19 protein-coding genes are annotated in these 20,034 nt (G+C 53.9%); all 19 read left to right on the top strand.

The window, feature by feature from the left end; translation table 11 throughout:
* The 19 genes from VXK30_RS13315 (at window position 1) to VXK30_RS13225 (ending at window position 20,029) form a co-directional block, all read left to right on the top strand.
* Complete coding sequence (locus VXK30_RS13315) at window positions 1–480, top strand: EutP/PduV family microcompartment system protein (protein WP_038326300.1); 480 nt, start codon at window positions 1–3, stop codon at window positions 478–480.
* A 38-nt stretch (window positions 481–518) separates the two neighbouring features.
* On the top strand, window positions 519–1,097 hold the full coding sequence (locus VXK30_RS13310) for a DJ-1/PfpI family protein (RefSeq protein WP_275715569.1): 579 nt from the start codon (window positions 519–521) through the stop codon (window positions 1,095–1,097).
* A gap of 251 nt (window positions 1,098–1,348) precedes the next feature.
* A complete protein-coding gene (locus tag VXK30_RS13305; RefSeq protein ID WP_275715420.1) occupies window positions 1,349–3,895 on the top strand; it encodes a glycyl radical protein in 2,547 nt (848 codons plus the stop codon).
* A 52-nt stretch (window positions 3,896–3,947) separates the two neighbouring features.
* Window positions 3,948–4,868: a glycyl-radical enzyme activating protein gene (locus VXK30_RS13300; RefSeq protein ID WP_442867995.1), complete on the top strand. Its 921-nt coding sequence runs from the start codon at window positions 3,948–3,950 to the stop codon at window positions 4,866–4,868.
* Between the two features lie 27 nt (window positions 4,869–4,895).
* Entirely contained in the window at window positions 4,896–5,684 is a 789-nt protein-coding gene (pduB, locus tag VXK30_RS13295; protein ID WP_141825983.1) for a propanediol utilization microcompartment protein PduB, read from the top strand.
* Between the two features lie 30 nt (window positions 5,685–5,714).
* On the top strand, window positions 5,715–5,993 hold the full coding sequence (locus VXK30_RS13290; RefSeq protein WP_141825982.1) for a BMC domain-containing protein: 279 nt from the start codon (window positions 5,715–5,717) through the stop codon (window positions 5,991–5,993).
* Window positions 5,994–6,145: 152 nt separating this feature from the next.
* Window positions 6,146–6,892 carry a hypothetical protein gene (locus VXK30_RS13285; protein WP_275715422.1) on the top strand — a complete coding sequence of 249 codons (747 nt, stop codon included), beginning with the start codon at window positions 6,146–6,148 and terminating at the stop codon, window positions 6,890–6,892.
* A gap of 87 nt (window positions 6,893–6,979) precedes the next feature.
* A complete protein-coding gene (locus VXK30_RS13280) occupies window positions 6,980–7,852 on the top strand; it encodes a BMC domain-containing protein (protein ID WP_275715423.1) in 873 nt (290 codons plus the stop codon).
* Between the two features lie 29 nt (window positions 7,853–7,881).
* The gene (locus tag VXK30_RS13275; RefSeq protein ID WP_347562417.1) at window positions 7,882–8,148 is read left to right on the top strand and encodes a EutN/CcmL family microcompartment protein; all 267 of its coding nucleotides are present in this window, start codon (window positions 7,882–7,884) and stop codon (window positions 8,146–8,148) included.
* 317 nt (window positions 8,149–8,465) lie between these two features.
* The gene (locus VXK30_RS13270) at window positions 8,466–9,836 is read left to right on the top strand and encodes an aldehyde dehydrogenase family protein (protein WP_275715424.1); all 1,371 of its coding nucleotides are present in this window, start codon (window positions 8,466–8,468) and stop codon (window positions 9,834–9,836) included.
* 9 nt (window positions 9,837–9,845) lie between these two features.
* Window positions 9,846–10,967, top strand: a complete 1,122-nt coding sequence (locus VXK30_RS13265) for a 1-propanol dehydrogenase PduQ (RefSeq protein WP_275715426.1) — start codon at window positions 9,846–9,848, stop codon at window positions 10,965–10,967.
* 87 nt (window positions 10,968–11,054) lie between these two features.
* A complete protein-coding gene (locus VXK30_RS13260; protein ID WP_275715428.1) occupies window positions 11,055–12,353 on the top strand; it encodes a sensor histidine kinase in 1,299 nt (432 codons plus the stop codon).
* Window positions 12,354–13,382, top strand: a complete 1,029-nt coding sequence (locus VXK30_RS13255; protein WP_275715429.1) for a response regulator — start codon at window positions 12,354–12,356, stop codon at window positions 13,380–13,382.
* Between the two features lie 10 nt (window positions 13,383–13,392).
* Window positions 13,393–14,592, top strand: a complete 1,200-nt coding sequence (metK, locus tag VXK30_RS13250) for a methionine adenosyltransferase (RefSeq protein ID WP_275715431.1) — start codon at window positions 13,393–13,395, stop codon at window positions 14,590–14,592.
* A gap of 152 nt (window positions 14,593–14,744) precedes the next feature.
* Window positions 14,745–15,401 carry a phosphate propanoyltransferase gene (locus VXK30_RS13245; protein WP_275715571.1) on the top strand — a complete coding sequence of 219 codons (657 nt, stop codon included), beginning with the start codon at window positions 14,745–14,747 and terminating at the stop codon, window positions 15,399–15,401.
* A 59-nt stretch (window positions 15,402–15,460) separates the two neighbouring features.
* Window positions 15,461–16,918, top strand: a complete 1,458-nt coding sequence (locus VXK30_RS13240) for an aldehyde dehydrogenase family protein (RefSeq protein ID WP_275715433.1) — start codon at window positions 15,461–15,463, stop codon at window positions 16,916–16,918.
* A 223-nt stretch (window positions 16,919–17,141) separates the two neighbouring features.
* Window positions 17,142–17,963: an ethanolamine utilization protein EutJ gene (gene eutJ, locus VXK30_RS13235; RefSeq protein ID WP_275715435.1), complete on the top strand. Its 822-nt coding sequence runs from the start codon at window positions 17,142–17,144 to the stop codon at window positions 17,961–17,963.
* 15 nt (window positions 17,964–17,978) lie between these two features.
* Entirely contained in the window at window positions 17,979–18,632 is a 654-nt protein-coding gene (locus VXK30_RS13230; protein ID WP_275715437.1) for a hypothetical protein, read from the top strand.
* A 41-nt stretch (window positions 18,633–18,673) separates the two neighbouring features.
* The gene (locus tag VXK30_RS13225) at window positions 18,674–20,029 is read left to right on the top strand and encodes a 4Fe-4S dicluster domain-containing protein (RefSeq protein ID WP_275715439.1); all 1,356 of its coding nucleotides are present in this window, start codon (window positions 18,674–18,676) and stop codon (window positions 20,027–20,029) included.
* The last annotated feature ends 5 nt before the right edge of the window (window positions 20,030–20,034 follow it).

The following is a 20,034-nucleotide window of genomic DNA, read 5'->3' as shown; positions in this document are numbered from 1 at the left end:
ATGAAAAAAATCATGCTGGTGGGCAGGACCGGCTGCGGAAAGACAACCCTGACGCAGGCGCTCAGGGGAGAAAAAATACGGTACCATAAAACGCAGTATGTCAACCGTTACGACGTCATCATCGACACGCCCGGAGAGTACGCGGAGAACAGGGAGCTGGCGCGGGCGCTGATTATTTATTCCTATGAGGCGGACGTGGTGGGCATGCTGCTGAACGCCAGGGAGAATTACTCGCTGTACAGCCCCAACATCGTGGCGGGGGCGACCAGAGAGGTGATCGGGATCGTCACGCAGATCGACACCGAGGGCGCGAGGCCCGATCTGGCGGAAAGCTGGCTGAGGCTTGCGGGTTGCAAAACGGTCTTTCACGTCAGCTCCGTAACGGGGGAAGGCATCCCGGACATTTTAAACCATCTGAGGGAACCCGGCGACGTTCTGCCGTGGGAAGAAGGTCTTAATTTTGCAGGAAATCAGTCTTGATTTTACCTGTGGGTCAGGAGGAGAAAAATATGGACAAAATGCAGAAAAAAATACTGATTCTGGCGGGGGACTTTACAGAGGACTACGAGGTGATGGTTCCTTTTCAGGCCTTGGGCATATTCGGGCTTCACGCCGAGGTGGCGTGCCCGGGCAAAAAGGCCGGGGAATCCATCAAAACGGCCATCCATGACTTTGAGGGCGACCAGACCTACACGGAAAAGCCGGGGCACCGGTTTGTGCTCAACGCCACCTTTGCCGGCCTGCAGATCGAGGAATACGCGGGGCTCTATCTGACGGGAGGGCGGTCCCCGGAGTATCTGCGGCTGAACGACGAGGTGCTGGACATTGTACGGTATTTTATGAAGCTGAGCAGGCCGGTGGCAGCCATCTGCCACGGGGTCCAGCTTCTGACCGCGGCGGACGTGGTGCGGGGCAGAAGGCTGACGGCGTACCCGGCGGTCCGGCCGGAAGTGGAAATGGCGGGGGGGATTTATATCGAAAAGCAGGCGGACGAATCGGTTGCGGACGCCAATCTGGTGACCTCGCCCGCGTGGCCTGGAAATACGGCTATCCTGAGGGATTTTGTCGGTTTGCTTGGAATTTCGTTTTCCTCTTAAATGTCGGATTTTTAGGAAGAAAAGATTTTTCTGTAAAATAAGAAAGGCTTTGCAGACGATAAAATGCCAAAAATTTTATCTATATTTCATAAAATGTACCTGCTTTAAAAAACATTTTGGTTTCAATTTTACATTTTTTGGGTTTGGATAGTATTGTGCGGTCAAGCAGACGCGGGTATATAATCAAACAAGAAATCGGACTTCGGTGTTTAAAAATTCGTCGATCAAATTTTTTTAAGGAGGTATTTAAAGTGATAGAAAAAGGATTTTCCAAACCAACGGCAAGGGTTGAAAAGCTAAAGAAAATGATTTTGGACGCAACCCCTTATGTTGAGTCGGAAAGAGCGGTTCTGGTTACGGAGTCTTATAAGGAAACGGAAGGACTTCCCCCGATTATGAGACGCGCCAAGGCGGACGAGAAGATCTTCAACAATCTTCCCGTTACCATCCGTGACGACGAGCTGATCGTCGGCGCCATCACCAAGCATCCCCGCTCAACGGAAATCTGCCCCGAATTTTCCTTTGACTGGGTCGAGAAGGAATTCGACACCATGGCCACAAGACTGGCGGACCCGTTCGTGATTCCGAAGGAGACCGCCCAGAAGCTGCACGAGGCCTTCAAGTACTGGCCCGGGAAGACGACAAGCGAGCTTGCTTCTTCCTACATGTCCCAGGAAACAAAGGACTGCCAGGCGGCCGGCGTATTTACGGTGGGCAATTACTTCTACGGCGGCGTAGGCCATGTGTGCGTGGACTACGGCAAGATTTTGGAAAAAGGCTTCCGCGGGATCATTGCAGAAGTGGTCGACGCCATGATGAAGATGGACCTGTCGGACCCCAGCTACATAAAGAAGCAGCAGTTCTACAACGCTTTGATTATTACTTATAACGCGGCCATCAATTTCGCCCACAGATATGCCGACGAAGCAAGAAGGCTGGCCGCTTCGGAAACAAACGCCACAAGAAAGGCCGAGCTTCTGCAGATCGCCGCCAACTGCGACAGAGTGCCGGAAAACGGCGCCCGCAATTTCTACGAGGCCTGCCAGTCCTTCTGGTTTATCCAGAGCATGATGCAGATCGAGTCCAGCGGACACTCCATTTCTCCCGGCCGCTTCGACATGTATATGTATCCGTATCTTGCCGCGGACAAGAATATCTCGAAGGAATTCGCGCAGGAGCTGATCGACTGCATCTGGATCAAGCTCAACGACGTCAACAAGACCCGCGACGAGATTTCCGCTCAGGCATTCGCCGGCTACGCGGTGTTCCAGAACATCGGCGCAGGCGGCCAGACCGAAGACGGGCTGGATGCCACCAATGACGTTTCCTACATGATGATGGAAGCGTGCGCGCACACAAAGTTGCCGGCGCCTTCCTTCTCCATCCGCGTGTGGCAGGGAACCCCGGACGAATTCCTCTACAGAGCGTGCGAGCTTGCCCGTCTCGGGCTGGGCTTCCCCGCAATGTACAATGACGAAGTCATTATTCCGGCGCTTGAAAACAGGGGCGTATCCCTGGAAGACGCCCGCAACTATTGCATCATCGGGTGTGTCGAGCCGCAGTGCCCGCACAAGACCGAGGGCTGGCACGACGCCGCGTTCTTCAATGTCGCCAAGGTCCTGGATATCACCATCCACGGCGGCAAGGCCGGCGACAAACAGCTCGGTCCGGTCGTCCCGGATATGAGCCAGTGGAAATCCATTGACGAGTTCTACGATGCATTCAAGAAGGAAATGTCTTATTTCGTACGGCATCTGGCGGAAGCCGACAACTGCGTCGACCTGGCCCATGCGGAAAGATGCCCGCTCCCGTTCCAGTCGGCTATGGTTGACGACTGCATCAAGCGCGGCAAGTCCGTACAGGAAGGCGGAGCCATTTACAACTTCACCGGCCCGCAGGCGTTTGGTATCGCCGATTCCGGCGACTCCGTCTATGCGATGGATAAGCACGTGTTCCGCGACAGGGACATCACCGCCGCCCAGCTGAAAGAAGCTGTGGACGCGAACTTCGGCCGCCCGGTCGGCGCCAAAGCCGGCGGAGCGGATCCCTGCAGCAGCACGGCGGATGCCCTTACGGAGCAGAAGATCTATGAGGCCGTCAGAAAGGTCCTCGGCAATTCCAGCAATATCGATATGGCCGACCTGCAGAAGATGTGCGGCGTAAAGGATTCCTGCGCGACCTCCTCCTGCAGCGGCGACTATGAGAATATTTTCAGACTGATGGACAACACGGAATGCTTCGGAAACGATATTGACGAAGTCGATATGGTTTCCCGCAAGATCGCCAGAATCTACTGCGAAGAGGTTCAGAAGTACACCAATCCGCGCGGCGGCCAGTTCCAGGCGGGCGTATACCCGGTATCGGCCAACGTGCTGTTCGGGAAAGACGTCGGCGCGCTGCCGGACGGCAGACTTGCAAAGCAGCCTTTGGCGGACGGCGTGTCGCCCAGACAGGGCAAGGACGTAAAGGGACCCACCGCGGCACTGAATTCCGTCGCCAAGCTGGACCACTTTATCGCGTCGAACGGAACACTGCTGAACCAGAAATTCCTGCCCTCCGCGCTCGCAGGGGACACGGGGCTGCAAAACTTCGCCTCCGTTGTCAGAAGCTACTTCGACCACAAGGGCATGCATGTGCAGTTCAACGTTGTTGACAGGGATACCCTGCTGGCCGCCCAGAAAAACCCCGACCAGTATAAGGACCTGGTAGTACGCGTTGCCGGATACAGCGCACAGTTTGTCGTGCTGGCAAAAGAAGTGCAGGACGATATCATCAGCCGTACGGAGCAGACCTTCTGATTGCGGTGATATTGCTCCCTGCGCTGATGAAATGTAACTAAGGGAGTTGTAGGTGGTGGATTCTATCAATTATAGCGCATCGGGACTTGTCTTCGACATACAGAGGTTTTCCGTACATGATGGTCCTGGTATCCGCACGATCGTATTTTTAAAAGGATGTCCTTTGTCATGCCAATGGTGCTGTAATCCTGAATCCCAAAAGCTGAAACCGGTGATTACTTATCAGAAAATGCGTTGTATTCATTGTGGAAGATGTATCAAAGCCTGCAGGCAGGGAGCGATCGATCCAAACAACAAGGGCCTGATCAACCGGGAGCTCTGTATTGGATGCGGAGAATGCGCCAATGTCTGCCCCACGGGCGCGCTGGTGCTGAAAGGCGCCGCAATGACCGTGCAGCAGGTGGTGCTGGAGCTGAGAAAGGACGCGACGACCTACCGGCGCTCCGGCGGCGGAATCACCGTTTCAGGAGGGGAACCCCTGGTGCAGTCCGATTTTACAATGGAACTGCTCAGGGCCTCCAAAGAACAGGGATGGCATACGGCAATCGAAACGACTGCGTATGCGGCCGGCGAAGCGATCGAAAAGGTGCTTCCCTATGTGGATTTGGCCCTGATGGATATCAAATCAATGAATCCTGAGGTGCATAAAAAATACACGGGGGTAAGCAACGAGCTCATTCTGCGAAACGCCGTCAGGGTATCCGAAATCACCCAGACAGTGATCCGGGTCCCCACCATCCCCGGGGTAAACGCCACGGAAGAGGACATTCTCGCAATCAGCAGGTTCGCGAAAACATTACACAATATCAAGACAATCCATTTGCTGCCGTATCACACCTACGGGGAAAACAAATACGAGCTTTTGGGCAGGGACTATCTGATGAAGGATGTGAAGACACTGACTCCTGATAAGATACAGGCATTAAAAACCGTGGTTGAAGAGCAGGGCTTCGAATGTATTATTGGTGGTTAAAAAATTTAATGAAACGGAGGATAGGCAATGGACCAGCAATTAATCAATAAGGTAGTGCAGCAGGTTGCCGATGAACTGAAAATAAAACCTGAGGAAAAAGCAGCGGAAACCGGTACACCTTGCAGTTCACTGGGAGTGACAGAATTTGTGGGTACCTCTGTAGGCGATACGATCGGATTGGTCATCGCCAGCGTGGACCCGATGCTTGTCGACGTGATGAAGCTCGGTAAATACCGTTCAATCGGGATTATCGGCGGCAGAACGGGGGCAGGCCCGCAGATTATGGCGGTGGATGACGCCGTCAAAGCAACCAATACGGAAGTGATCACGATCGAGCTGCCCAGAGATACGAAGGGCGGGGCCGGTCACGGCGACTTGATCTATATCGGAGCGGAGGATGTTTCGGACGCGAGAAGAGCGGTGGAAATCGCCCTGGCCAGCCTTCCGAAATACTTCGGCGATGTTTACGGGAACGATGCCGGACATCTGGAATTCCAGTATTCGGCAAGAGCCAGCCAGTGCCTTGAAAAGGCGTTCGGATCCCCTCTGGGCAAAGCGTTCGGCATGACCTGCGCGGGCCCCGCCGCGATCGGCACGGTTCTGGCGGATGTGGCCGTCAAGGCGGCGAGTGTGGACGTGGTCTGCTACAGCTCTCCGGGCAACGGCGGAACCAGCTACTCGAACGAAGTGATTCTTATCTTTACGGGAGATTCCGGCGCCGTACGGCAGGCGGTCAGAGCGGCCAGAGATGTCGGTCTGAAGCTGCTTGGCGCGTTGGGCTCCGAGCCAAAATCAACCACTCATCCATATATTTAACACTAACGCTACAATGAAGGAGGTTTACACATGAACTCTGATGCACTGGGTATGATCGAAACACATGGACTCGTACCGGCAATTGAAGCAGCCGATGCCATGGTCAAGGCGGCGAACGTCACCCTGGTCGGCTACGAAAAGATCGGTTCCGGACTGGTAACGGTTATGGTACGCGGAGACGTCGGGGCCGTCAAGGCCGCGACGGACGCCGGAGCGGCTTCCGCCAAAATGGTCGGCGAAGTGGTCTCCATCCACGTCATTCCCCGTCCTCATTCGGACACTGAGAAGATTATCCCTCATATGGACTAATTCATCACCACTCAATTCTTCTTCCACACGTGACGGTGTAGGGCGTTAATGGTACGGAAGGGTCGGGGAAAGCTCTTCCCTGATTCCTTCCTATCATGACCGCCTTTTCATTAGTCCGGATAAAAAGTTTTGGAAAGCAAAGGAGGGGTACCGTGGAAATCAATGAAAACAATCTGTATCAGATTATCTTAAAAGTGATACAGAAAATGCAGGCTGAAAATTTGCTGCCCAATTCCTCCGTACCCGGACAGAAATTGTATGTCATCCTTACCGAAGGATGGAGAGAGGAATACCGTTCCCTTTTTGAAAAGCTGAAGGACCGGCGCGAATACCGGGTCGTTACGGTGGTTCCCCCTTCCATGACAAACGACTATCACATGAAAAAGCTCAGGGAATGCCAAGGCTGCGGCACTGTCCTCAGGCAGGAGGAAGCCGATCTGGCAAAGCTGTCGGACGGCACGACCGTTTTCCCGGCCGCTCCGAGAGAGCTTGTAGTCAAAACCGCGCTGTGCATCGGCGATACCTTCGAGACAAAATGGGTACAGAGCTGCATGGCGAACGGCCAGAAAATCGTGCTGCTGAAATCGGGTCTGGAACCGCTTACGGGGAAGGAACCCGCGGCGTATGCCGCCAGAATACGGGAATATTACAAAATCATCGCTCAGTACGGCATTGAAATCAAAGAGGAACTTTTTGACGGAGAACCGGTTCCAAGAAATCCCGGGATCACACGGGTCCAGCCGACGCCGCGCGCGGGAAGCGGGCACAAAGTGATTACGGAAGGCGATATCGACAGATTTGCGCAGGAAGGACGGATCGTGCTGCGCCCGGGTGATCTTCTGACCGCTCTGGCGAAGGAGAAGGCGTCCCGGCTGGGCATTGAAATCGTCAGACAGTAATTTGAAAAATGGAAAATCAGGTAACGAAATTTGATTTTGTTTACATTTTATATATTTTCAGAAGAAAAAAAGAAGTAAGGTGACAAAATGAAAAACGCATTGGGGTTAATAGAAATACGGGGACTGGCAACGGCCGTTTTAGTAGCGGACACCATGGTGAAAACAGCGAATGTGACGATTATCCAGATCGAAAAAGCAAGAGGACACGGCTGGATTACCGTGAAGATCACTGGCGATGTGGCAGCCGTAAACGCCGCCGTCAGCGCGGGCAAGCAAGTCGGCGAGACCTTCCAGCACTATATTTCTTCCAAAGTGATTCCCAGACCTGCGGACAGCGTTGAAAGAGTATTTTGTCAGACTGAGAAAAAAGAGGATGAAAAAACGCCGCCGGATCAGCCGGAACCTCCCGCGCCGAAGCCGCCGAAGCCGCCGGAGCCCGAACCCGAACCGGAGCCGGAAGTTCCTGCAGCGCCGGAAATTCCGGAAGCGAAGCCGGAAGAACCTGTTCAGGAGCCCCCCACGGCACCGCAAACGGAAGAAACTGTTCCGCCGGAGCCCGCACAGGAAGCGGCTGCAGTTCCCGCGCAGGAAGCCGTCCTGACGGAGCCGGAAACGGTTTTGCCCGTGGAAGCAGCCCCTCTGCCCGGACCGGAAGCGGTTGTCCCGGCAAAGGAAATCCCCGCGCCGGTGCCGGAGACGATTCAGACGGAAGCAAAAACGGAGAGGAAAGCCCCCGCCAAATTCCCGGCGGAGGAAGAAAAGCCGCAGGATCCGCCCGCTGTTTCCCCAGGGAAGGAACCGGCCGTTTCCCAGCCGGAAGTCAAAGCCAAACCGTCCGGCAGAACGGGGACGAGAAAATCCACGGCAGCGGGAAGCACCGGCCCCAGGAACACGGTAGTGAAAGAAAAGGGGACATCCAAACAGCCGCCCAGAAAGCCAAGGGCCAAAAAAGAGAAATAATCCTTAGGAACTAAGGTCAGGAAAGGATTGTGATTACCATTTATATGGCAAAAGTGGTGGGTAATGTTGTTGCGACGCGGAAGGAAGAATCCCTGGTCGGCTTTAAGCTGATGATTATTCAGAAAATCGATTCCCAGAAGCGCAACATCGGCTCCGAAGAGGTTGCCGCCGATTATGTGGGGGCGGGCATCGGGGAGTATGTCCTGGTCTGCTCCGGGTCGGCCGTGCGTGTTCAAAAGCATAATGTCTCCGTTGACATGGCCATTGTAGGCATTATCGATACGATGGATATTTAGGCTTTGCTTGTAAAATCAAGAGTCTTGTCTTATTCGGCTAAAATCGCGTCTGACCGCGTCAAAAATGCTCGGCATACGGGCAGGCTGAGCCTGCATGCACATTTCGCATAAGGTTCCTTTGAAGCGTATTCAAAACGAGGCGTACAGAAACCTGTATGGAATAAGCTGCGGTCGTGGGCGCCGTAGGCGGGGTAAGACACTTTGTGTCCGGAAATCCGTCGATTTTTGATTTATAAACAAGGCCAAGAAACAGGCAGTGTCATATCCTGAATTTATTTAACTGAAAGCCTGAGGAATCGGGCGAAAGAGAGGTTAAGATGAATACTGCACAAATTGGAGAATTGGTGAAGAAATACCTGACCTGCAGCGATACGGTAAGAAGCGGGGTCTTCCGTTCGGTGAATGATGCTGTTGCGGTAGCCCAGGGGGCCTACGCCCAGTATTCCAGGTTTACGCTGAATGAACGTCAGGAAGTCATCGACGCGATAAAAGAAGAGCTTTTGCCGCTGGTGAATATGATCGCTGAAATGGCGGCGGAAGAAACCGGAATGGGCAATGTCGAAGATAAGGTCAAAAAGCTCCTTCTGGCCATTCGGAAAACGCCCGGCGTGGAGGATTTGATCACCGAGGTGAAAACGGGAGACAGCGGGATGACCCTGTATGAACTGTCCTCCTACGGCGTCGTCTGCGCCGTGCATCCCTGCACCAATCCGTGCGCCACACTCATTAACAATACCATCGGCCTGCTGGCCGCGGGCAACGCCGTCGTGCATGTCCCGCACCCCAGAGCCATCAAGGTTTCCCAGTTCGTAACGGAAATGATCAACGTCGCCATCCGTGACACCTGCGGCATCGACAATCTGGTCGTCACGCTGGGGGATACCTCCATGGCGGTGACCCGCGAGCTGATGACGCACCCCGATATCTCCATGGTGGTGACTACGGGCGGCAGCGGCGTTCTGAGAGAGGCGCTTGCCAGCGGCAAAAAAGTGATCGGCGCGGGGCCGGGGAATCCGACCGCCATCGTCGACGAAACGGCCGATCTGAAGCAGGCGGCAAGGGATATCGTCGAGGGCGCTTCCTTTGACAACAACGTCATGTGCATCTCGGAAAAGAGCATCGTCGTCGTCGCGGCTGCCGCGGATGAATTTGTGGAAGAGCTTAAGAAAAACAACGTTTACTATATCCATAACGAGGAAGAAATGCTGAAGCTGACCTCCGTGACCGTCACACAGGACATGGGCATCAACAAAGCGTTTGAAGGCAAAAGCGCCAATGAAATTTTAAAGGCGGCCAAAATCCCCTGCAGTGAAACCGTCCGGCTGATCGTGGTCGACACCATTCAGCATCATCCGTTTGTCACGCTGGAAATGCTGATGCCGGTTGTCCCCCTTGTCAGGGTGGCCGACTTCGACGAAGCGCTGGAAACCGCCTTTGAAATCGAACAGGGGTTCCGCCACACCGCGACCATCCACTCCCAATCCATTGAGCGGCTGAACCGGGCGGCAAAGAAAATGCAGACCTCCGTCTTCGTGAAAAACGGCTCTTCCCTGGCCGGGATCGGCTACAAAGGGGAGGGCGACACCAGCTTTACCATTGCGACAATCACCGGGGAAGGAACCACGACCGCAAGACATTTCGCAAGAAGGAGAAGATGCACGCTGATGGACGCCTTTACCATTCGTTAGAAAGCGGGGATGAAATTGGAACGTATCTATCTGAGAACCAAAATTTATTACGGGGAAAACTCGCTGGAACATCTCGCGGCCATCACGGGAAAAAGAATCTGGATCATCTGCGACCGGTTCCTGATTGAAAACGGGAGCATCCGGAAAGTGCTGGAAGTCATCGACAACAGCAACGAGGTAAAGCTGTTTAACGGGGTCCTGCCCGATACGCCCCTGACCGTCATCGGGAAAGGGGTCGCGATTTTCAAGCAGTTCCGGCCCGAGGTCATGATCGCGTTCGGGGGAGGCTCCGCCATCGACACCGCGAAGGGAATCCTCTATTTTGCGCGGGAGATGAAGATAGCCGCCGGCGTGCCGCTGATTGCGATTCCGACCACAAGCGGAACGGGCTCGGAGGTAACGGCCGCAACGGTCGTGGTGGACCACGAAACCAAGAAAAAACATATCTTTTTCGACGACAGCATCTATCCCGACGAAGCGATTCTCGACGCAAAGCTGACACTGTCGCTTCCGCCGGAAATTACGGCGAACACCGGCATGGACGTCATGACCCACGCGATGGAGGCCTATGTGGCCAAGGGCTCCAGCGTTTATACGGACGCAATGGCCGAAAAAGCCGTGGAGCTGATTATGAGATCGCTCCTGCAGTGCTACCGCCACGGCGGCGACGAGCAGGCAAGGGTGGAAATGCTTTTGGCTTCCAGCCTCGCGGGCATCGCGTTCAGCATCGCGGGACTTGGCATGAGCCACAGCATCGCGCATCAGGTGGGGGGAACCTTTCATATCGCGCACGGACTTGCAAACGCCCTTCTGCTCAATGAAGTGATTCTGTTTAACAGCCTGGACGACCGGGTCGCGGCCAAATATGCGCAGATGGCCTACCGGACGGGGATGGTGGAAAGAAGCGCCGACCCCAAGCTTGCCGTAGCGGTCCTTCTCGCGTGCATCACCTCCCTGAAGAAGCTGATGAATATGCCGCTTACCCTCAGCGAGTGCGGCGTGTCGCAGGAGAATTTCGACCAATATGTCCATTATGTGGCCCAAAATGCGGTGCAGGACGGATGTACTCCGATGAACCCAAGGGGAATAACAGAGCAGGATGTCGAAACATTATTGAAAAAAATACACTAAAAATCCCCAAAGTCAAAGAATATATTATATAATATGGGCAGTGTGGTATATTAGAGTAGTATATTCTTGATTTAGGAGGTTGCTTTCATGGATGAGTTCTTAAATACCAAAATTAAAGATTTGGTGCAGGATGAAGACAGTGTGTTCAATAATTTCGATATCAACCATCTTTTTGGGAAAGAGAAGTTAGAAGATATCCAGGAAAAGATTTCCAAAGCGACGGGTCTGGCGTTTGTCACGGTGGATTTTAAGGGCGAACCGGTCACGGAAATGACCTCTTTCACCGAATTCTGTCAAGAAATCAGGAGGAATGAAGGAGAAAAACGCCTTTGCTGGTCCTCTGATGCGTTCGGCGCGATCCAGGCCGCGGTGACACAGAAAACCTCGGTGTATTTCTGTCCCTGCGGGCTGATGGAGGTCGCCATTCCGATTATCGTCCGGGGGCACTACCTCGGAGGCTTTATCGGGGGGCAAATCCGGTGCAACGACGCCCCTACGAATGTATGCAGGCTGGAAACCGTGATGCACCACGCGGAGGATTATAAAGTCAGCAAGAGCAACCTGTTCAATAAAATACAGGAAATGTCCTACGAACAGTTTGTCAATATAGCGGACATGATTTCTCTGATTGTCAACCAGCTTGGCGAAAAGGAACTGTCCAGGCTGATGCTCAAGGAAACTTTAAACAAGGAAATGGAAAACCTGAGTGAGAAGCGAAAAAGAATGGAACTGGAGTACAGCCTTAAGAACGCCGAGCTGACCGCGCTGCAGTCGCAGATGAACCCCTCCTTTTTATTCCGGTGTCTGAACTCCATTTCCAATCTGGCGGTCATTGAAAAGGCCCCGAAGACCAATGAAATGGTGACGCTGTTCGCGGAGTTCTTACGGTATAATCTTATCAATACCCAAAATTCCATCTCCGTAGCGGATGAAATGGAAAATATTGAACGGTATCTGAAAATACAGAAGGTCCGGCTGGGAGAGCGGCTGAACTATTCCATTGGCATTGCGGAAAATATACATATGCAGCGGATTCCGAAATTTATCGTTCTTCCCTTTGTGGAAAAGGCGGTTTTTTACGGGATTGACCAAAAGCGGGAAGGCGGCACCGTACGGATTTCGGTTTCTTATAGGGACAGCGACGTGGCTATTTCCATAGAGGACAGCGGTCTGGGACTGAACGAGGAAAAAATTTCGCAGAGGTTCAAATCGTATAAAGAAGGCGGTTACGAAGGAGATACCATAGAAACGGGGATCTCCAGTATCAGACAGAGGCTGGTCAGTTCCTTTGGCCCGCAGTACGACGTTGTTATGCAATACAGCGAGAAAAGCGGAACAAAGTGTCTGATTAAATATCCAAAAAACTTTGATGAAAAGGTACTGTAAATGTATCGGGTAATGATTGCTGATGATGAAGAACTGATGAGAGAAGCCATGCGGATCATGGTGTCCGACGTGAGTGGCTTTACTGTCGTGCGCACTGTTGCCAATGGAGAGGACGCCGTAGAGGTTTGCAAAACGGAAAAAATCGATATTGTATTTATGGATATTATGATGCCGGGGATCTCCGGGATCGAAGCGAGCAAACAGATTTATACGAGCAACCACAACATTACGATCTATATTGTTTCCGCCTATAACAATTTCGAGTTTGCACGCGAGGCTTTGAAAGCGGAGGTCCGGGAATATATTTCAAAGCCGGTTACCGGGGCCCTTATTAAGAGCCTGCTCGACGGCTATTCGGAATCTCATAAAAAATACGGAAAGCAGACGGACTCCCTTTTCTCCATCCTTAAAGAAAAAGATTTCAAAAAAATGTACTACCGGATTCCGCAGATTGTGAATGAAATTTACTCCGATACGGGCAGTGACCCCGAACAGCTGAAAGCCACGTTTATGAAGCTGGGACAGAGCCTGATGAGCATGCTGGACTGGCTGAATGAGGAGCAGATAAAATGCGAAGAGCTGTTCCCGATGACGGAGGTTCTGCTCTCCGAAAAAAAGAGCCTGGAATTCTGGCTGTTCAATGTCATGAATTACATTTTCCAGCAGGTCAGCATTAAAAAGTACAAGGTGCTGGAATCCGTGTTCCGCTACATCGATGAAAACATCAAAAAGGATATCGGCCTGAACCAGATTGTGGACCACTGCAATATCAGTCAGGGGTACCTGAGCCGCATCTTTATGCAGCAGATGGGAGTAAGCGTCATTGAATATCTGCATATGCGGAAGCTGACCATCGCAAAAGGGTATTTTTCCTTTACCGACCTGAACATTATCGACGTCGCGTTCCGCCTTGGCTATAACGAGAGCAGCTATTTCAGCAAGGTCTTTAAAAAATATGAACATGTGACCGTGTTCCAGTATAAAAAATCGCTGGCTCTGGAACAGGACAACGCTTTGAAATCAAGGTAGGGAAGAGAGAATGGATGAGTATTTGGTAACATCGGAATCTGTCACGGAAGGGCATCCGGACAAAATATGCGATCAGATTTCAGATGGGATATTGGATGCGTATCTGGCGGAGGACCCGGAGTCCCGGGTAGCCGTGGAGACCATGATTTCACCCGGCACGATTATGATTGCGGGCGAGGTAACGTCCGAAGCAAAGGTGGATGTTCCCGGCGTCGCAAGGGAAATCGTGAAAAAGATCGGCTACACGCGTCCCTGTACCGGCTTTGACTGCCAAAACGCCGTCGTTCTGACCAACCTTACTTCCCAGTCGCCGGATATCGCCCGGGGAGTGGATTCTTCACGGACGGCGGATTGCGGAAAAAAAGTTTTCGGCGCGGGGGACCAGGGGATGATGTACGGCTACGCGTGCGACGAAACGGAGCACTACATGCCGGCGACCATCGATCTGGCGCACCGGCTGGTTATGAAGCTTGCGCAGGTCCGAAAGGACGGAACCGTTCCCTGGCTGTACCCGGACGGGAAAAGCCAGGTGACCATGAAGTACGGCGCAAAGGGAGAGCCCCTCTGCCTTACCGGGATCGTCGTGTCCGCGCAGCACGAGGCGGACGTCGGCTATGAAACCGTATACAACACCATTTTACATAAAGTCATCCAGAGCGAGGTAGACCCCAAATGGATGAACGGCGAGACCAAAATCTACATTAATCAGACCGGCCGCTTCGTCATCGGCGGCCCGGCTGCGGACGTAGGGCTGACCGGCCGCAAGATCATGGTCGATACTTACGGCGGGGTCGGAAAGCACGGCGGCGGCGCCTTTTCCGGGAAGGACCCGACAAAGGTGGACCGTTCGGCGGCCTATATGGCCCGCTACGCGGCAAAAAACATCGTCGCGGCTAAGCTGGCCGGAAGATGCGAAGTGGCGCTGGCCTACGCGATCGGCATGGCCGACCCCGTTGCCGTCACCATCAACACGTTCGGTACGGAGCGGATCAAAAAGAAATATATTGATTCCGCAGTCAGGCAGACCTTTTCCTTTTCCGTAGCCGATATTTTGGAGCAGCTGAAGCTTCGGAAACCGCAGTTTTTAAAGACCGCGGCGTACGGGCACTTTGGCCGGGAGGACCAGGATTTTCAGTGGGAAAAGCTTGACAAAGTGCAGCTGCTGCAGGAAAAAGCAATTCAATCGGCCGCAAGGCTGATTTGTAATTGACCGAAGAGCCGATTTCTATTTTTTTGAACAATCTTTCCAAAGGAGGCTTCCCCTATGAGGAAATACGTTCCGCCCAACCAAATCAACCGAAGTCCGGCAGACCGGGACTGAACAGAAACCGGCAGATCAAGCAGAAGGTGGCTGATACAGAGATGCAAACGGATGTCCTTGAAACAATTGCAAAACTGGTCGTTGAAAAGATTCAGAATCTGGAAAACTGCAAAATTCCGGTTGGCGTGTCAAACCGCCATGTGCATCTGAACCAAAGCGATCTGGAAAAATTATTCGGCCCGGGTTACCGGCTGACGCATATGAAAACGCTGAAGCAGCCCGGTCAGTTTGCGGCAAAGGAAACGGTCAATATCCGCGGACCGAAGGGTGAATTTCAGAATGTGCGTATTTTAGGGCCCTTGAGAAAAGAGAGCCAGGTCGAAATTTCCCTGGCCGACGGGTTCCGTTTGGGGGTCAAGGCCCCGATCCGGGAATCGGGCAGGCTGGACCATACGCCGGGACTGGAGCTGATTGGGCCGAAAGGAAGCGTTACGCTGCCCTACGGCACCATTGTGGCGCTCAGGCACGTTCATATGACCCCCGTGCAGGCGGCGAAAATGGGCGTAAAGGATAAGGAGATCGTGGAGGTGGAGACCTGCGGGGAGCGCAGATGCGTTCTTGGAAATGTCCTTGTGCGGGTTTCCGAGAAATCCTCGCTGGAAATGCATGTGGATTTGGATGAGGCAAACGCGTGCGCGTTAAAGAATGACGACTTCGTCATTCTGCGAAAGATCAAAGCGCCGGACCCCCGCGCATAAGCGGATGGAGCAGGGCGTGTCCTATATTGTGCTATTGATGAATAAGGGGTGGAAAATCGATGGATATAGATGCGAATTTAATTGAAAAAATGGTCAAACAGGTACTGAACGAAATGGACGCGGGCAAAGCCAAAGCGGAAAAAACCGCCGCTCCCGAAATAAAAAAGGAAGAAAAAGGCGGTTCCTGCGGAATTTTCAATACCATGGAAGAGGCGATCGACGCCTGTGACATCGCCCAGAAGCAGTACTTGTTCTGTTCCATGGCCGAAAGGCAGAAATATGTCCAGACCCTGCGGGACGTGGTCCTGAAACAGGAGAATCTGGAACTGATCTCCCGGCTGGCCGTGGAAGAAACCGGAATGGGAAATTATCCCCACAAATTGATCAAAAACAGGCTGGCCGCGGAAAAGTCACCCGGCATTGAGGATTTGGAAACAACGGCCCTGTCCGGAGACGACGGCCTTACCCTCGTGGAATATTGCCCGTTTGGGGTCATCGGCGCGATTACGCCCGCGACCAACCCGACGGAAACCATTATCTGCAATTCCATAGGGATGCTTGCGGCGGGAAATTCGATTGTGTTCAGCCCGCACCCGAGGGCAAAGGACGTTACCATCAGGCTGGTCACCATGATCAACAGGGCGCTGGAAGAAGCCGGCGCGCCGAAGAACCTGATCGTTACCGTCATGGAGCCGTCCATTGAAAATACCAACGTCATGATGAAGCATCCGAAAATCAGGATGCTGGTCGCGACGGGCGGCCCGGGAATCGTCAAGCTCGTCATGTCCACCGGGAAAAAGGCCATCGGCGCCGGCGCGGGAAATCCGCCCGTCGTGGTCGACGAAACCGCGGACGTCAAAAAGGCGGCGATCGATATCGTCAACGGCTGCAGCTTTGACAACAACCTTCCCTGCATCGCGGAGAAAGAGGTCATCGCGGTCGACCGGATCACCGACGAGCTGATCCGCAGCATGAAGGAAAACGGCGCCTATCAGGTGACGGATCCCGCCGTGATCCAAAAGCTTGCCGATCTGGTCAGGAAGGAAGGCGGCGGGCCCAAAACATCCTTTGTCGGCAAGAGCGCCGTTTATATCCTTGATAAAATCGGGATTCAGGCCGGGCCGGAGGTCAAGGTCATCATCATGGAAACGCCGAAGGACCATCCGTTCGTGATGGAGGAGCTGATGATGCCGATTCTTCCGATCGTCCGGACGAGAAACGTAGACGAAGCGATCGACCTTGCCCTCATCGCGGAAAGGGGCAACCGCCACACCGCTATGATGCACTCCAAAAATGTCGATAAGCTGACCAAGATGGCAAAGCTTTTGCAGACCACCATCTTTGTCAAGAACGCCCCGTCCTACGCGGGCATCGGAGTGGGCGGCGAGGGCCACACCACCTTTACCATCGCGGGGCCGACCGGCGAGGGCCTGACCAGCGCGAAATCCTTCTGCAGAAAACGCAGATGTGTTTTGTCGGACGCGTTCCACATCAGGGATTTTTCCAAAGGATTATAAATAACGACCCAACATGGAATTTAAAATATGCTGAAGCGGGATTAGTCTCACCGGCAAACAAATCACAGATAGAATCCGTTGGGGGCCGCGGCGTTCGGTTAGGCTGCGGCCCCCAACCGCAAAGGAAACCTGTTCCGCTGCGTGATGTTGATTGTTTCAGGAGTCTGACCGGCAAGAGCGGTTTTAAATGAGAAGCATGAAAAAGCGGAAAGGCGGCCTGTATATGATGGATTTAGACAGAGTGGACAGCTATATGGCGCGGGTGGAGGAGTCCGAGACCAAAACCTTTCAGCCCGTCGGCGATAAACTGAAGGTCGGCGTCGACCTCGGCACCGCGTACATCGTCCTCGTCGTTCTGGACGAAGAAAACAATCCTGTCGCGTGTGAAAAAAAGGCGGCGCGTGTCCTGAGGGACGGCGTTGTCGTGGACTACCTCGGAGCGCAGCGCATTGTCAAGGAGCTGAAAGCGAAGCTCGAAGAACGCCTGGGCAGGGAGCTTGCCCACTGCGCGATTGCCATGCCCGCGGGGACCCAGTCCAGCACCAAAACCCACGTTTATGTGGCGGAGGGCGCGGGGCTGGAGGTGGTCAACGTGCTGGATGAGCCGACGGCGGCGAATTCCGTTTTTCAGATCAGCGACGGCGTTGTCGTGGATATCGGCGGCGGGACGACCGGGCTTGCCATCTTCAAAGACGGCAAGGTGGCCGAAATCGAGGACGAACCGACGGGGGGAACCCATCTGACGCTGGTTCTGGCGGGGAATATGCATATTTCCTTTGAAGAAGCCGAGCAGATCAAGCTGGATTACGCCCGCCACCGTGAAATTTTTCCGGTGATCAAGGCCGTTCTTGAAAAAATGGCGGCGATTGTCAACAAGTACATTCAAAAAGACGATACACAGGCAATCTATCTCTGCGGAGGAACCTGCTGCATGACGGATATTGAAAAGGTGTTTGAGAAGGAAACGGGCATTCAGACGATCAAACCCCATTATCCGTTCCTGATTACTCCGGCGGGTATCGCGATGAACTGCGAAAGCAGGTAGAAGATAGGAGGAGCTATGGACATTCAGGGGGGAAACCATACAAGGCCCGGCCTTCTGATATTGACGCAGAAGCATGACCAAAGCACCGGGTGCCACCGGATGCTGGAGAGCGGCCGGCTGACGGCCCGCTACCGGACGGAGTGCGCCCTGAAGGACGAATACGGCTGTTCCGTGGACGAATTTTCGGCGGTCGTTCTTTTCAACCTGACGAACGATATGCTGGTCCGGATCGCGGGCGGAACGGAGGACACTCCGTATTCGAAAGCGGCGGTTCAGGCCATTTTGAAGGGGAAGACCGTCTTCGCGGTCGAGGAAGAAGTCGAGCTGTTCGATTATAAGAGGACGGCCCCGGCGGTTTATTACAACATGATGCTGGAGAAGATCCATTTCCTGAAAGAATCCGGCGTGATTTTCTGCCCGCTGAGTCAGCTGGAAGACGGCGTGCTGGGCGAGACGACGGACGCGGCGCCCGCCGAGGCGCCTGCCGCGCAGCCGGGTCCGCGGCGGAAACGGCCGGGCGGAACAGGACGGGAAATTGTGACGGCAAGGGATTTGGCCCTGCTGAACAACGACAATATTCTTGTCATGCGGGTGGCGGCCGACAGCATCATTTCTTCCGAGGCCTGGGACTATGCCCGGGTCAACGGGATGCGGATCATCCGGGAATAATGAAAGCAGGTCTGGAATGTTTTATTTAGGACGGTGATACCATGAATCTGACAGAAGCGATCAAGGACGCCGGCGTCGTCGGAGCGGGCGGAGCGGGTTTTCCCACCCATGTGAAGCTTTCGGCGAAAGCGGACTGCTTTATTATCAACGCCGCCGAGTGCGAACCGCTGATCGAGACGGACAAATATATTTCCCGTACTTATCCCGACAGGATTGTCGAGGCCGCGCAGGCCGTTTCCGCCCATCTGGGCGCAAAGCGTACGGTGATTGCCCTGAAAAGAAAATATACGGCGGAGATCGCCGCGCTCAGGGGCGCGATTGAAAAAGCGGGAGCGCCGGTCGAGCTGTTTGAAATGCCCGCTTTTTATCCTGCCGGAGACGAGCAGGTAATGGTGCAGCTGATCTGCGGAAAATCCGTCCCGGAACGGGGGATTCCCCTGGATGTGGGAGCGGTCGTGGACAATGTGGGCACGATGCTCAATATTTACGACGCATTGCAGGGCAGGCCGGTAACGGACAAATATCTGTCCGTTGTGGGGGAGGTCAGGGAACCGGTCCTTCTCCATGTGCCTGTGGGGACCCCCGTAACCGAATGCATTGACAAAGCAAAGCCCACTGTTTCCGATTACGATATCATTCTGGGCGGGCCCATGATGGGGAAGGTGTTTACGGACCCCGTCCGGATAAAAGAACTGAGCGTTACCAAGACGACGGGAAATATCATCGTCCTGCCGAAGGATCATTATCTGATCCGCCGGGCGACCATGCCGCTCCGCCGCATCCGGCTGCAGGCAAAAAGCGCGTGCGTCCAGTGCAGGATGTGCACGAGCCTTTGCCCCCGGAATCTGATCGGCCACAATATGAAGCCGCATCTTGTCATGCGCAGCCTCTTCCGGGAGCCCTTTATCACCGATAACGAGGAATATCAGAAAGCCTTCGGAACGGCGGTGAACTGCTCGGAATGCGGCGTCTGCGAGATGTTTTCCTGCCCCATGGGGCTGTCTCCCCGGAAGGTGAATATTTATCTGAAGGGCCGGCTCAGGGAACGCGGCATCAAGGTGGAGCAGAACAGGAATCCCGTTCCCAGCGAGGCTGCCCGGTACGGCCAGGTGCCTACCGGCAGGCTGGCGGCCCGGCTGAATATTATGGACTATTACCGGCTTCATGCAAAGGAATGCTGTGAGCTTGCCCCGGAAAGGGTGTTCATTCCTTTCCAGCAGCACATTGGCAAACCGGCTGCTCCGGTCAAACAGGTCAATGACCGCGTCGCAAAGGGCGAGCTGCTGGCTGCGGCGGCGCAGGGCGGATTGTCCGCGAACATCCACGCGAGCATTGACGGTGTGATAGAAAAAATCGACGGGACCGGCGCGGTCATCCGTCGGAGCATGGAGGAGTGAGCAGC

This window comes from Caproiciproducens sp. CPB-2 (assembly GCF_036287215.1).
Lineage (GTDB): Bacteria > Bacillota > Clostridia > Oscillospirales > Acutalibacteraceae > Caproiciproducens.
Note: the sequence above shows the minus strand (reverse complement) of the source record. Positions and strands in the feature narration are given on the sequence as shown.